This window comes from Xanthocytophaga agilis (genome assembly GCF_030068605.1).
Classification (GTDB): domain Bacteria; phylum Bacteroidota; class Bacteroidia; order Cytophagales; family 172606-1; genus Xanthocytophaga; species Xanthocytophaga agilis.
The window spans coordinates 137,782-151,074 of record NZ_JASJOU010000002.1 but is presented as its reverse complement, the minus strand read 5'-3'; the positions used below and the strand labels follow the sequence as shown (position 1 = coordinate 151,074).

At 37.8% G+C, this 13,293-nt stretch carries 13 protein-coding genes and 1 tRNA gene; 8 read left to right on the top strand and 6 right to left on the bottom strand.

All coding sequences use genetic code 11. The annotated features are described in order from the left end of the window. Window positions 1-29 precede the first annotated feature (29 nt). The 5 genes from QNI22_RS07305 to QNI22_RS07285 all read left to right on the top strand — a co-directional run bounded on the left by QNI22_RS07305 (window position 30) and on the right by QNI22_RS07285 (window position 6,021). On the top strand, window positions 30-296 hold the full coding sequence (locus QNI22_RS07305; protein WP_314509982.1) for a hypothetical protein: 267 nt from the start codon (window positions 30-32) through the stop codon (window positions 294-296). Next, on the top strand, window positions 289-810 hold the full coding sequence (locus QNI22_RS07300; protein WP_314509981.1) for a glycoside hydrolase family 73 protein: 522 nt from the start codon (window positions 289-291) through the stop codon (window positions 808-810). Before QNI22_RS07305 ends, QNI22_RS07300 begins: the two co-directional genes overlap by 8 nt. A 111-nt stretch (window positions 811-921) precedes the next feature. Next, window positions 922-2,307 carry a hypothetical protein gene (locus tag QNI22_RS07295; protein ID WP_314509980.1) on the top strand — a complete coding sequence of 462 codons (1,386 nt, stop codon included), beginning with the start codon at window positions 922-924 and terminating at the stop codon, window positions 2,305-2,307. Between the two features lie 70 nt (window positions 2,308-2,377). Further along, a complete protein-coding gene (locus tag QNI22_RS07290; protein WP_314509979.1) occupies window positions 2,378-2,779 on the top strand; it encodes a hypothetical protein in 402 nt (133 codons plus the stop codon). Beyond that, complete coding sequence (locus QNI22_RS07285; protein WP_314509978.1) at window positions 2,779-6,021, top strand: phage tail tape measure protein; 3,243 nt, start codon at window positions 2,779-2,781, stop codon at window positions 6,019-6,021. Before QNI22_RS07290 ends, QNI22_RS07285 begins: the two co-directional genes overlap by 1 nt. Here the strand turns inward: QNI22_RS07285 and QNI22_RS07280 are convergent. After that, window positions 6,018-7,220 carry a tyrosine-type recombinase/integrase gene (locus QNI22_RS07280; RefSeq protein ID WP_314509977.1) on the bottom strand — a complete coding sequence of 401 codons (1,203 nt, stop codon included), beginning with the start codon at window positions 7,218-7,220 and terminating at the stop codon, window positions 6,018-6,020. The genes QNI22_RS07285 and QNI22_RS07280 overlap by 4 nt on opposite strands. 144 nt (window positions 7,221-7,364) lie before the next feature. Next, window positions 7,365-7,448, bottom strand: a tRNA-Leu gene (locus QNI22_RS07275). Window positions 7,449-7,660: 212 nt separating this feature from the next. Between QNI22_RS07275 and QNI22_RS07270 the strand changes: the two genes are divergently transcribed. The 3 genes from QNI22_RS07270 to QNI22_RS07260 all read left to right on the top strand — a co-directional run bounded on the left by QNI22_RS07270 (window position 7,661) and on the right by QNI22_RS07260 (window position 9,031). Beyond that, complete coding sequence (locus QNI22_RS07270) at window positions 7,661-7,867, top strand: hypothetical protein (RefSeq protein WP_314509976.1); 207 nt, start codon at window positions 7,661-7,663, stop codon at window positions 7,865-7,867. Between the two features lie 105 nt (window positions 7,868-7,972). Continuing rightward, on the top strand, window positions 7,973-8,320 hold the full coding sequence (locus QNI22_RS07265; RefSeq protein WP_314509975.1) for a hypothetical protein: 348 nt from the start codon (window positions 7,973-7,975) through the stop codon (window positions 8,318-8,320). Between the two features lie 144 nt (window positions 8,321-8,464). Then, window positions 8,465-9,031 (top strand): sugar O-acetyltransferase, encoded by a 567-nt coding sequence (locus tag QNI22_RS07260; protein WP_314509974.1) that lies wholly within the window; start codon window positions 8,465-8,467, stop codon window positions 9,029-9,031. 194 nt (window positions 9,032-9,225) lie between these two features. On the opposite strand, the gene QNI22_RS07255 is transcribed toward QNI22_RS07260, so the two are convergent. From QNI22_RS07255 to QNI22_RS07240, 4 genes are read right to left on the bottom strand one after another with little or no spacing between them, the layout of a single operon-like run. Next, window positions 9,226-10,107 (bottom strand): DUF6268 family outer membrane beta-barrel protein, encoded by an 882-nt coding sequence (locus QNI22_RS07255; protein ID WP_314509973.1) that lies wholly within the window; start codon window positions 10,105-10,107, stop codon window positions 9,226-9,228. A gap of 37 nt (window positions 10,108-10,144) precedes the next feature. After that, window positions 10,145-10,858, bottom strand: coding sequence for an ABC transporter ATP-binding protein (locus tag QNI22_RS07250; protein WP_314509972.1), 714 nt, complete (start codon window positions 10,856-10,858; stop codon window positions 10,145-10,147). Window positions 10,859-10,914: 56 nt separating this feature from the next. Continuing rightward, window positions 10,915-12,159 carry an ABC transporter permease gene (locus tag QNI22_RS07245; RefSeq protein ID WP_314509971.1) on the bottom strand — a complete coding sequence of 415 codons (1,245 nt, stop codon included), beginning with the start codon at window positions 12,157-12,159 and terminating at the stop codon, window positions 10,915-10,917. Between the two features lie 2 nt (window positions 12,160-12,161). After that, window positions 12,162-13,283, bottom strand: coding sequence for an efflux RND transporter periplasmic adaptor subunit (locus tag QNI22_RS07240; RefSeq protein ID WP_314509970.1), 1,122 nt, complete (start codon window positions 13,281-13,283; stop codon window positions 12,162-12,164). Between the last annotated feature and the right edge of the window lie 10 nt (window positions 13,284-13,293).

Genomic DNA, 13,293 nt, shown 5'->3' with positions numbered 1-13,293 from the left:
AATTGCCTGATTTTAGCAGAAAAAAACGTATGAAAAACGCTGTCTATCTTTTATTCATTGCTAGCCTGGGATCTATGATTCTGGCTTTTGTTATCGAAGGTGTAATTGGTGCTCAGGGAGCCAAAGGCCTTTGGAACTGGTTTGAAAGATTTTTTACTGTTGCGCCCGGGAGTATGTCAGATGTGAGTACTGCCAGTAAAATACTCGTTGGGATATCAGGAGCCGGTGCGGCTATTCTGCTAGTTATTCTTATAAAGGCTGTTATTAAATCTCTTTCTAAGAAGAAAAATGACTAATCCAACAGTAACCAACTTTGTTAAAAAGTATTATCCTTTTGCCAAGCAAACACAGGATAAGGTAGGCATTTCAGCAGTGGCCATCCTGGCACAAGCTGCTGTAGAATCAGCCTGGGGAAAGTCTGCACCTGGAAACATGTTTTTCGGGGTAAAGGATACGGATGGTGTCAATGGGAATGAGCAGCTACTTCAAACAGTAGAATATCTGGCTACCAGCAAAGCTAAATTCCCTGTTACCATTTCGGTTACATGGGATAAGACAAAGAAGCTGTATAAGTACATCGTAAAAGATTACTTCAGAAAGTACAAAACACCTGAAGAATGTTTTACAGATCATGCTCAGTTCTTTTTTAAAAATAGCAGGTACGCCAAAGCTTTGAAGGTCAAAGAAGATCCTTTTCTTTTTATTGATGCTATTGCCAAAGCTGGCTATGCTACAGCGCCGGATTATGCTAAGATTCTGAGGAATGTAGCATTGATGATCATTTCAGCTATTAGAGAGCTGAAAGTTTAGGTTTAAGGTTATAAGTGGTTTTACACTAAAAAGCCGTTGGGTATTACCTAACGGCTTTTTTTGTATATTTCTAAAAGTACATACTATTTTCTAACTACACTTTATAAAAATATGGGATTAGATTTAACTCTTTTGAATAATAATAAAATTAAAGAAACACTAGAAAAACTAACAGCAAAGGCTAAAAAATATGATGTGCTTGCAAAGCAGAAGTCATATGCGTTAAGTGTACTATCAACCTTAGAGAGCTTATATCCTGAAGGTAGCTGGCCAGTTACAGGCATGAGGGATATTATTTATTCAAACATAATCTTTGGTCTGAATATTCCTGTAGAGAATGGAGCTATCGTGATTACAGATCAAAATGATCTTGTTTCAAATATTTTAGAAGCATTAGGCAAACTAATTGAAATGCACTTGGAATTTCTAAAAATCAGAAAAGTTCAGCAGAATATCCTTAAAGCTTCACTTGAAAAACCACGAATCTGTATGTATGAAGGATGCTTAAATTTGACTAACCAAGGCTGTCATATAATAGCAGAGTCTCTTTTACTAAAAATGTTTGCTCCTGATAGGCAAGTTTGGACTACTATGCCCGATTTTTTTAGTAATAATGGTAGGAGGTTAAAATTTTACAAGAAAGGTATTGCAAAGCAATTGACATTTCATGGTTATTGTTATGATCATGACACTCCTCTCTTTAGAGAGATTGAAGGAACAAATTTATTTAATCCTCATGAGTATCGTCACTTGATTTTACAAACTTATCGAACATTCTGTTATCAGCTAAGATTGAAAGAAATAGTATTAGACACTTATCAAAATTATTTACAAGAGCCTACTCTACAACAAAATCTCACTTTTCAAGAAGGTTATGAAGGAAAAAAGGCTAAAATGGCCGGGGAAGTTCGTGCTTTATGTATGCTAAACACCTATAAGGTATTATTAGATAATCATGTAAAAGATCGAACATTAAAAGATTTTGAATTTAAGGTTTATACGTTTCCTAAGATACCCTTTTGTTCTTATTTTATTCATTTTATTCCTACTATTCTGGATGTTACTTACGATGCTGATCACTTATTCAATCTATATCAACATTACACAGAGACGCAACTGATAGAAGAAACCATCAATCATCTTAAAATAAAGAATCCTACTCAAGACATAAAAAACCTTTTATTGAAACATACAGCTACTTGCAATTTGGTATCTGATAGAGCAAATTCATACTTTATCGTTGGATATCATAAAAGCAGTATTACAATCAGAGATTTTTGCATAAAGCTGGATAAGTTAGATACAAATACCCTTCTCAAAGAGATAAGTGACTTGCTACTTAAATATGTGGAAAGCTGGATGTGTTCCCCTGCTTTTTATAGAGAACACATCCAGCCAAATGAAGCTGAAATACTTCGAATCAGAGAATACTTTGGAAATAATCCTAGTGAGAGAGATTACGGAACAATTAGCTTTAATCTTTTTGAGAATATTTAGTAATAACATCTAGTCCTTATTTGTCCTTTCCCCTCTGAATTCCATCCATGATTTTCGTATCATGGAAACTATGGAACAAACCAGCCAGGCGTGGGCTGAAATCACTATCAAAGAATGGATACAAAGTCTGAAAACCAAACGCATTGGTAGCAGCTTCAGGCTTATGCAAAGTTTTCACAACCATGTTTCTACAGCTGCCGGTGGAGATCTGCACAAAATAGAATTTGCCTATCTGCTTTATGGGATGTTTGTAGATATGGGTGTAGGAAAAGGCACTGGCATTGAAGGCGTACGCGAAAATGCTACAGAACGCCGGTTAGTAGGTCGAATGCGTGGAAACGCCAGAAAGCCCAAAAAATGGACTGGCAAAGTACTTACACGCGAAACATTCCGTCTGATGGAAATATTTGCTAAAAAATATGGTGACCGTGCTATTAAAACAATCTCTGACAATATTCCTGAAACCGTCTAATGGCAACTACTTCTGAAGAACGTAAAATTAAAATTGTGGCTGATGCCCAGCAGGCAGGTGCAACGATTAAACAACTTGAACAAGGTACTAAAGCCCTATGGTCACAACTTAGAAACCTAACACCAGGAACTGATGAATTCATCAAAAAATCAAAAGAATTTGATGAAGTAAAGGGAAGATTAACAAGCCTGAAGGATGAAGTCAATGGAGTTAAGAAAGGTTTCTTTGATCTGGGTGGCGCTTCCAATCTGGTTAAAACAGCTTTGGGTGGCGCTTTTGCTGTTACAGGTATTGTTGAACTGGCTGGCCAGCTTATTGACTTTGGTAGAAAAGCTTATGAATTAGCCAAAACCTATTCAGATTCTTTTGCTGATATCCGGAAATCTACAGGAATGACAGCTGATGAAGTCCAGGCATTGAATGATCGCATTGGAGATCTGGACACTCGTACTTCCCAGTTGGACCTATTGGAAATTGCCAAAGTGGGTGGTCAGATAGGAATTGCTACTAATCAGATGGATGGCTTTATAGAAAGTACAGATAAGGCTGTAGTTGCTTTGGGTGATGAATTCAGTGGTGGTGCTGAAGAAGTTGCTGGCAAAATGGGAACACTTGCATCTTTGTTTAAGCAAACTAAAGATCTGAATGCAGGTGATGCCATCAATCAGATTGGATCAGCTTTAAATGAACTAGGTGCAACCGGATCAGCTACAGCTCCTGTAGTAGCAGACTTCACAGCACGTATTGGCCAGCTTGGTAATCTTGCACCTGAGATCAGCCAGACAATGGGTTTAGGTGCTGCCTTTCAGGAATTAGGATTAAGTGCTGAAATTTCAGCTGGTGGTTTAACAAACATTCTTTTAACTGCCTCAAAGTCTACAGATACATTTGCTCAACATCTGGGTATGACAAATGAGAAGTTTAAGGAAATGATCAATACAGATCCTAATGAGGTTGTCCTTAAACTAGCTGAAAGCTTTAAAGGAGTGCCGGCTGATCAACTGGCCAAACGTCTTGCTGCACTGGGTATCAATTCTCAGGAAGCTACCAAAGTAATGAGCTTGTTATCTAACCAAACTGATAAGGTTAGAGAAAAACAACAACTGGCTAATAAAGCAATGCAGGAAGGTACTAGCCTTACAAATGAATTCAATGTAAAGAATAATACCGATGCAGCTATAGCAGAGAAAAGAGCAAAAGCTTGGGAGAAATTACAATTGCAGTTTGGTCAGGGTATAGCACCTGCAATCAGTTTAGTTCAGGAGTTGCTTATAGGTCTGTTTGGAGTATTGGAAGATGTATTTTCAACATTAGAACCTTACTTTACAGATTTCTTTAATGTACTGGGCGAATTAGCCAGAAGCTTAGGTATAACAGCTGATAAGGGTTCTTTCCTGGCTGGAGTATTTGAGGCCATAAAGATCATATTAAATATAAGCCTTATTCCTTTAAAGGCTGTATTGTCAGTTATTACTGCATTAGTGGGTGGTTTCAATTATGCCTATCAAAGTTCATCTTTATTCAGAGGTGCAATAGATTCAATGTTAGTTCCTGTAAAAGCCTTATGGGAGGGTATAAAACAGGTAATCAGTTGGATTAGTAAACTATCTGAAATGGCAGGTAAGGAAATAAAAGTTAAGACTTCTGTAGAAACCGACAAAAAGAATACAAATAACAATACCAATCAAAATAATACTACCGCTATACAAACTACAACTTTAAATACACTGGACTCTGAAGCAGAAGCTGATAAGAAAGCTGCCGAAAAAGAAGCTAAAAAACAGGAACAAGCCAAAAAGAATGCAGAAAAGAAACAAAAAGATGAAGAAGATCATCAGAAAAAAATGCAGAAGCTTCGTGATGATTATGATCAAAAATCATTAAAAGCAGATCAGGATTTAGAAGCTTTGCGTGAAGCTATTTCAGAAAAAGGAACGGATGCCAGGCTTTTGAAGATGATTACTTCTCATAATAAACAAATGGCTGAAATTGAGAGAAACAAAGAAGCTGTTTTAAAAAATGAGGCGATAACAGAACAACAAAAGATTGATCTGATAAATAAATACAATGCGGAAAAAGATATTCTTCAGCGAAAATTCGATGAAGACAAGGCAGCTTATCAGGAAGAACAAAGACAAAAACAACTGGAAGCCGAAAATGAAAGACTAGCAGCACAAGACGAAGAAGAACTGGCCAGGCTGGAAGCACAGGATGAAGCTGATCAGTTGAGAATTGAAGGAAAACTTCAGGAAGCAATTGATGCAGAGATGCAAAAGCAAGATGCTATTTATGAGATAAAAAAAGCAGCAGCTGAAAGGGAGCTGGCTTTTCTTCAGCAGTCTGATACAGCAACCGCTGCACAGATCCAGGCTGCACAGAATAAATTACTGGCACTTGAAGTTGAACATGGAAAGCAGAAAGTAGAAAATGCTAAGAAGACAGAAGAACTGAAAAGAGTTGCTTTACAACAAGGTTTAGGGTTTGCTTCAGATGCATTAGATATCGGAATTCAATTATTGAGTAAAGATGAAGAAGCCAGAAAGAAGAATGCAGGTGTAATTAAAGCATTTTCTGTTGGGAAAATAATTACTGATCTGGCAACAGAGATTTCCGGCTATATGGCACATCCTGGATCAATTGCATCTTTGGGTGTTGTAGGTACCATAAAGGCAGTACTGGCAACTGTCAGAGCTGGTTTAGCTGTACGTAATGTATTAGCCCAAAAATTTGCAGATGGTGGTAATACCATGTCTTCTCTTGTAATGGGACAACTCTATAAACAGAATTCTATTCCCATGGTAGAAGTGGATGGTGTTTGGCAAAGGGCTAATAATGTGGGAACTTTTGCAAAAGGTGGGCATATACCTAATACATCTTTGGGTGTGATTGGGGAAAAAGGTGCTGAATGGGTTGCGCCTAACTGGATGCTGAAAAGTCCGAAATATGCTAACATCATTGGATATCTGGAAGCAGCCAGGGCGAGAAGATTTGAAACAGGTAGCTTTACAAATCCTGGTGTTTCTTTAAATACTGCTTTGGCTGATAATTCGGCTGCCACTTCACAAATGCAGGTACAGGAAAAAATGCTGGCAGAAATGTCAAGTATAAAAGAAAGGTTAATGGCTTATCAGATGGAAGTTTCGAAGTGGCAAAGGGAAATATATGTAAGTAATAATATAGTAGAAACCAGAAAAGCATTAACCTTATTGAATCAAATTGAATCAGATAGTACAATCTCCTAGATTATTCTAGGAGATTTTGCTTTAAAACGATCATTGGTAATCAGATTTAAGGATTTAAGATATACCCAGAAACTATCCCAATCTCTGTGACCAGTTTGTTCTTTTAAGGCTTCTACGTCAACACCTGCCAGAAAATGCATAACAATTCCTGTATGTTTGATAGAATAAAATGTCAGATCCGGATCTTCATCTAACTTTAACGCATGTAGAGCAGCTCTAAATTTCATGTAATAGGTTTCCTTACCACGTGGTTCTTTTCCTGGCTTGCCATCTCTGCCAAAGATGTAATAGCTTTGTGGATATTTCTGTAAATCCATATCCTGAATAACATTCAATAAATGAGGACTGATATCTACACGTCTTTCATAGTTATTTTTGCTATGTTCAGCAGCAACCGTAATCTTCTCCTGGCGCAAATCTATATCCCCAATCTTTAACAAACGAAGTTCAAATTTAGGTCTGGCGAATGTGTAGAACATAAACACCACAAACCGATACAATTCCTTATCATTCTTTTTTAAGTAGGTAAGAATTGATTTGAATTGTTCTTCTGTGAAAGCCTTATTTTTTCGACTTAAATTCTTTTTCCCTGTTCTACGTCTCTGTTTTATAATTTTTGGACATGGGTTTTCTGCAATTATCCTTTCACGAACCAAAAGAGAGAATAACCCTTTGAATAATGTTTTGATATGATCTTTTGCCAGATATTCTGTTTCTAAGGTGATGTATTGATAAAATCCCAGAATATCATTTTCATTCACCTTATTGATAGGCTTCTCTTTTAGCTCAGGAGGAGCATACTGATAAAATAAATCTCTCACATTCCGATATCTGGCGTGGCTGCCTATTCTCAGTTCTGCTTTCTTAAAGTCTAAAGCCCAATCTAAAGCCTGTTGTAAGGATAAAAACGTGTAGATAGACTGAGGTTTTTCATCTTCTGGCTTTGGAATGGGGTTACCATTAAGGCAGAATCCACGTGCCAAAAGATTGTTTATGGTTGCTACACGTGCTTTACCATATTCCAGTCTTTCTTTCTCTGTTTTTAAGGCATTTGGAAGGTAATCATGCTGGCGAATAAGCTTTTGAGAAGCTTCATCCCACACTTTGTATTCAATGTACCAGCGCTTTGACAGGTCGCCAGATCTATTCTTTAATACAGCTGGGGAAAATTTTGAAACAAGTTTTTTTTCTCTTGACATTGATAGCTTTAAGTGAGCGGCCACTTTTTCACTATCTCCATCAAGAGCAGTTTCAGGATTGATTATAAATGGTTGTAGCAGCCCGGGAGCTGCTACAGATTTTTCTTTAATATTGCCGTCAGATTTAAAATCTGAAAGGTTTTGTGCCGAAGACGAGAGTCGAACTCGTACAAGGTTACCCTCGCACGCCCCTGAAACGTGTGCGTCTACCAATTCCGCCACTTCGGCTCAAGTGGAGTGCAAAAGTAAATAAAAAATTATATTAGCAAAATTAACCCATCAATCTTTTTTGATTTATTTGATTCCTTCCCTCGAAATTATATTCATACTACAGAAAATAGTGTTTTGAGACAGTAAAATACAACATCTTTAGTAGCTTTACCTGTCTTTGTTTACATTCATACTTTTACCTATGATTTTTTTATCTCTATCTTTTCTAAATGACTGAGCGAATTATTACTATTCAGGCTTCCGAAATAAAAATTGAATATCTTGTAGCCGGGCAGGCTGCACACATTGCAGTATATCATACCGAATTACAAAATGCCCTTCAGGATGGGTATAGGATTAACAAAGTGCTTCAATACAATCCGGCAATTCCTCTATCTGCTTCTATTGTTACTTTATCATTGAAGAAGAGAAGGTAAACGAATCAGGTAAATATGTCGTTATAAGCTGATAATGCAGAATGTAAATTGAACTACCTTTGTGATTGTGTAACAATAGCAATTTAAGTTTTAATAATTACTAGTATGTCTGATTCATCATCATTAGCTGCTATATATGAAAGTTTTCTTCTTCAGGTATATGGAGGAAAACCAACTACTAAAAATGGGGCTTATGCCAGTGTGATGGCTAATCTTATCAATAAAGAAAAAGGCAAACGTGGCCCTGCCAATTCGCCTGATGCCGAAGTCCAACTCGAAAAGGTGAAAGAATATATCCTGTTAGCCTTAGATAAAGTTTTAAAGTGGAAAATGTCTCAGAGCCATCGGGATTCTATTGAAGGATTAAAGAAAAAGACACGTTCGGCTCGCTCTTCTTCCGATTTACTGGAGGTATGTGAATTTGCCTACTTACTGATTGATCCCAATGTGTAGACTATAAAGATTGGTCTGGCAGGGATCTGATAATACAATATATTTTTCAGGTAACTACTTCCTGATCTGATATAACTCCTTATAGATACCGGAGCAGATCTTTAAATTTCATTTTGTATTACCCTTTAAATTTCCTCATCTGCAATGAAAACAGAGAAAGAGAAAATGCTCGCTGGAGAGTTATACAATCCACTGGACCAGGAATTAGTCGAAGAGCGTCTTCGAACCAGATTACTTATCAAGGAATTAAACGATAGCCGAGAAGACCAGACAGAAGAAAGAATGCGGATTCTAAAAGAGTTGATTCCTAACGCAGGGCCTGACTTATGGCTACAGCCTCCTTTCTATTGTGATTACGGCAGTTACATGATTGTGGGTGAGAAAGTATTTTTCAATTTTAATTGTGTGGTACTGGATGTAACCTATGTAAAAATAGGGAGTAGAACTATGTTTGGACCTAATGTACAGATCTACACAGCCACCCATCCTATTGATCACAAAGAGCGGTCTTCTGGAGTAGAGTATGCTAAACCTATTACCATTGGAGAAGATGTATGGGTAGGAGGGAGTGCTGTAATTTGTCCAGGCGTCACCATTGGAGACCGGGTAGTCATTGGTGCGGGTAGCGTAGTAACCAAAGATATTCCATCCGATGTATTTGCTGCCGGAAACCCATGTAAAGTGATTCGACCAATAACAGCCAAAGAATAGTTTACCTACTTATCTTTCTGAGCCTCATTTTCCTGTATGGAAGATGAGGCTTTTTTCTGTAGTACTGTAGTGGTTGGTGGCTCATTTTTCCAGCATAGCCTGTTTATGAATGGTATTCTATTGTATCTGGATAACAAGGTTGTATGAGACATTGGTTGCAAAGAGTAAAAATACAAGAGTGTTGCATACTCATTCTATCTGCGTTTTAATTTAATTGCCAGGCCTGCCTGAAGCAAATATCCATTGGCAGCGATAGTACGTATGGCCGTGCGTTCGCCTCCAATAGGAAAGGTAAATAACGTCCAGGGTACTTTTGTATCCTTAGTAAATACCTGAACTTTTCGTCGGAATACATACCCCGCTATCAGGGAAAAATATAGATTTTTATAAAGTTTCCAATCAGCATATAATTGCGCATTCCATTGTTTAAACTGTACAATCTGGCTTTCATTGTATTGAGAGCTTAAGCGACTGGAAGAATTATCGACTTGTATCTGGGTGCCTAATGTCAATCTTTTGGTTACAAGATATTCTATTTTAGGTCTAATCGGGAATAACCCTGACATGCTCCATCTATCATTAATTTTCCAATCAATTTCCAGAAAAGGCATCAATACATTTCCAAAAAATTGTCGGGCATATCCTATTCCAAAACCTATGCTTGTTTTTTCAGAAAGTGTGTGTTTCATTCGGAATGCAGTGCTGAATCGAAAGTCTTCTTCACGAATATCCTTGAAGTCAGAATAAATGCCTGGCGTAAATAACCAGGAGAACGAAAGGTTTGATCGTATTTTTCGTTGCCACGCTACCTGCACAGATAATCCATGTAATGCCTGATGATCATTTATGGTTTTCCCAACCCACATAATGTCATAGGTCGGACCTACAAGAAACTGATTCCGTTGTCCTGCTATAATTGGATAACGCAACTTGATACTACCTTGTTGAATGTATTCATGGGAAGTACTTGTTTGAATAGGTGAAATGGAATAATGTATATCTAACAGTTCAAGTTCCTGGGCTTTAATCAATAAAGGAATACACACAAAAAATAATACCAGAGTTGTTGCTTTCATCGAAATAGAGAAACGTTTTAATCAGACGTAAGAAGACTTATTTAGTAGGTTGTGCAGGAATAATCTTACCATCCATCATCTCAATGATCCGATCCGACTTATTCGCAAAGTCATTGTCGTGAGTTACTGTGATAATGGTTTTACCAAACTCCTTACTGAGCTGCATAAACATATCAAATACAATGGATGTATTCTTGCTATCAAGGTTGCCTGTTGGTTCATCCCCCATTAGTATAGTAGGCTCATTGATCAATGCCCGGGCAATAGCTACCCGTTGTTGCTGTCCTCCGGATATTTGGGAAGCAGGTTTTAACGCCTGATCTGCAACTCCCAGCATCTTCAGTTTTTCGTATGCTTTGTGTTCTATTTCTTCTTCTGAATATTTACCAAGGCGAGAGGCTGGAATCATCACATTTTTGAGGCAGGAAAAATCAGGCAGCAGGTAGTGAAACTGAAATACAAAGCCCAGATGTTCATTCCGAAATGCTGCCAGTGCGTTTTGTGGTTTGCCTGTTACTTTTTCTCCGTTTAACGTTAGCAGACCTTCATAGTCGGTATCCATAGTGGAGAGTATATATAACAAGGTAGATTTGCCACTACCTGATTTTCCGATAATAGATACAAACTCACCTGTATATACCTCAAAACTTACCTGACGAAGTACCTGGAACTTCTCAGGCATATAAAAGTATTTAGAAATGGATTCAGCTTTTAACGCTAAGTGTGTTTGCCCTGATGGCGGAACAGACATATAAGTTGGCTGAGAGTTTTGCATAGAATAGATAGGAATAGGAGAGTAGTGGAAAGTTAGCCGCGGATAATAGATACAGGATCAACTTGTGAGGCTTTACGAGCCGGTATATAACCGGCAAAAAAAGCTGTCCCTATGCCAAATAAAAATCCCTGAACGTAGTATCGGAGATGAAAGGCAATAGGTAAATAGGATACATTGCCCATTCCTATATAAAATTTAGAGGCAGTCAGTGAAATTGCCCAACCCAGAAAGACACCCACACTTCCACCTATAATACCTATGAATAATGCCTGTTGAATAAATATTGCAATGACATGTGTACCCGCAAACCCTGTTGCTTTCAGAATAGCTATCTCTTTAATCTTTTCATAAATAGTCATATTCAGAATATTGTAAATGCCAAACCCCGCTACAATAAGAATGGTGGCTACTACAGAGTTGGCAATGACATCCCGGATCAGACGAGCAGCAATGGATTGTTCGTTAGCACTTTGCCAGTCTTCTGCATCATATCCTGTTAAAGCTTCCAGCTGTTTACCAACGGCAGGAGCACTGGTATAATCCTTTATATTAATATATACATCTGTGATGTAGCTTCTGTCTTTTTGTAACAGTTGCTGTACTACAGCTACATTGGTATAACATCGGGTATTGTCAACAGTTTTTATGGTTGTCTGAAAGATCCCTGTTACCATCAGGCGTTTCACAGCTCCATTGGAGGCTGTAAGGGTGATGTTATCTCCTTTTTTCAGGTTCAGATCATTGGCCATTCCACTACCAATGATAATTCCATCCGGATTGCTACTGAGTTCTTGGACAGTACCAGTAATCATAGTGGAGGTAATGTCAAACATCTTGTCCTGTTCCAATATATTAACCCCCGAAACATTTCCATTCCGTTGTATACTGGTATTAGAGCAGATTACATTGGTAATGACCTGAGGAGAAATAGCTGTAATCTGTTTGTGTTGCTTAAGGGCATGGATAACTGAATTAGGGTTATAGATGCGATTGTCAGCATCAACCAGTTTAGGGTTACTAATCAGATTGATGCTTTGGGTACCCAGATAGTTATATAACATTTTATCGGAGCTTAACTGATTCTCATTATACAGCCGGATGTGTGGTGTTGAGCTAAGAGTTACCTTCTCAAAATAATCATTTGTACCACTAATCAGTGAGTTCATGAAAATGAACATTGAAATGCCAAAGGTTACCCCTAAGGCTGCAACAGCTGTCTGCTTTTTGCGACTGACCAGGTATGTAAAAGCGATTTGGGTATTTATACTGGTTTTCATAGTCAATAGGCTTTTAATACCTGGTCCGTTGGTTGAATACCCTGAATGACTTCGACCCATTCGGTGGAAACAATACCTGTTTGGATAGAAATAGTATCATTGTTGTTTTCAGCCTTTTTGATTACTTTTCCATTAGGACTCAGACAGGCTCTTGGAATGAGCAATGCTTTGTCTTTCTTGTCTACAATGATATTGGCCTGAAGTAAGGTGCCTGCAATAATTGATGCTGGCAGAGTATCAAATAGTGCTTCTACTTTATAGGATTGAAGTTCTTGATTGAAATAGGGATATACTTTTGAGACTTTCCCTGTTAGGGTTTTTCCTTTCTCAGTGTTGAGTTCAATCAGTACAATCTGGTTTTCTTTAACTTTATTGATACTGTTCTCATCAACATTCAAGGTTACGACCATCTGTTGAGGGTCGCCTAGTGTGGCTATAGCCTCCCCCTTACGAACAAGTTCTCCTTCTTTCTTAAAGACTTCATAAACTTTATAGTGGGCAGGTGAAAGCAATCTGGAATAATTGTTGGTCGAACTAACTGTTTGAAATTGACTTTGGCTATTGATTAGTGCTTGCTCAAGATTATTTTTGGTAGCTGCTATAGTGGCTTTAAGTGATTCTACAGAGTGAAGAGATCCCTCATAATTTACCTGTGCTTTGTCCAGTTCTACTCGTGCAACAGAGTTGGTGGCTGCCAGTTTTTGCATGCGATCCAGTTGTAGTTTGTCTAATACCAATTTTTCTTCTGCAGAGTGTAACTGTGCTTCCAACTCCTTTACTACTGGAGAGTTGGTGGACGCATTTTGTCGGGCTATCTGAAGATTATTATGTGCAGCCTGCTCCTGAATGGTATTGTTTTTTTGATCCTGGATAAACAAGAGCTGATTTGTTTCTACCAGATTGCCTTCCTTGACCAGACTTTTTTTCAGATAGCCTTCATTAAAAGCTGTAAGGGTAAAGAAATTTACAGGTTCTACATAACCAGTAGCAAAAACTGCTTCTGTTATAGGTGCGATAGTAGGATTGACCCATTCTTTATTACGTTTGCCAGAACATCCTGATAATCCTATAGATGCAGCAAATAAAACATATGTCAAATAATATGTATAAGCAGATTTTTTCATGTGAATATTC

Bases quoted from the DNA above. Each gene is read 5' to 3' on its own strand.
- QNI22_RS07270 (WP_314509976.1), top strand. From the start codon at position 7,661: ATGACTGAGCGAATTATTACTATTCAGGCTTCCGAAATAAAAATTGAA.
- QNI22_RS07305 (WP_314509982.1), top strand. From the start codon at position 30: ATGAAAAACGCTGTCTATCTTTTATTCATTGCTAGCCTGGGATCTATG.
- QNI22_RS07245 (WP_314509971.1), bottom strand. From the start codon at position 12,159: ATGAAAACCAGTATAAATACCCAAATCGCTTTTACATACCTGGTCAGT.
- QNI22_RS07250 (WP_314509972.1), bottom strand. From the start codon at position 10,858: ATGTCTGTTCCGCCATCAGGGCAAACACACTTAGCGTTAAAAGCTGAA.
- QNI22_RS07285 (WP_314509978.1), top strand. From the start codon at position 2,779: ATGGCAACTACTTCTGAAGAACGTAAAATTAAAATTGTGGCTGATGCC.
- QNI22_RS07255 (WP_314509973.1), bottom strand. From the start codon at position 10,107: ATGAAAGCAACAACTCTGGTATTATTTTTTGTGTGTATTCCTTTATTG.
- QNI22_RS07290 (WP_314509979.1), top strand. From the start codon at position 2,378: ATGGAACAAACCAGCCAGGCGTGGGCTGAAATCACTATCAAAGAATGG.
- QNI22_RS07265 (WP_314509975.1), top strand. From the start codon at position 7,973: ATGTCTGATTCATCATCATTAGCTGCTATATATGAAAGTTTTCTTCTT.
- QNI22_RS07295 (WP_314509980.1), top strand. From the start codon at position 922: ATGGGATTAGATTTAACTCTTTTGAATAATAATAAAATTAAAGAAACA.
- QNI22_RS07280 (WP_314509977.1), bottom strand. From the start codon at position 7,220: ATGTCAAGAGAAAAAAAACTTGTTTCAAAATTTTCCCCAGCTGTATTA.
- QNI22_RS07300 (WP_314509981.1), top strand. From the start codon at position 289: ATGACTAATCCAACAGTAACCAACTTTGTTAAAAAGTATTATCCTTTT.
- QNI22_RS07260 (WP_314509974.1), top strand. From the start codon at position 8,465: ATGAAAACAGAGAAAGAGAAAATGCTCGCTGGAGAGTTATACAATCCA.
- QNI22_RS07240 (WP_314509970.1), bottom strand. From the start codon at position 13,283: ATGAAAAAATCTGCTTATACATATTATTTGACATATGTTTTATTTGCT.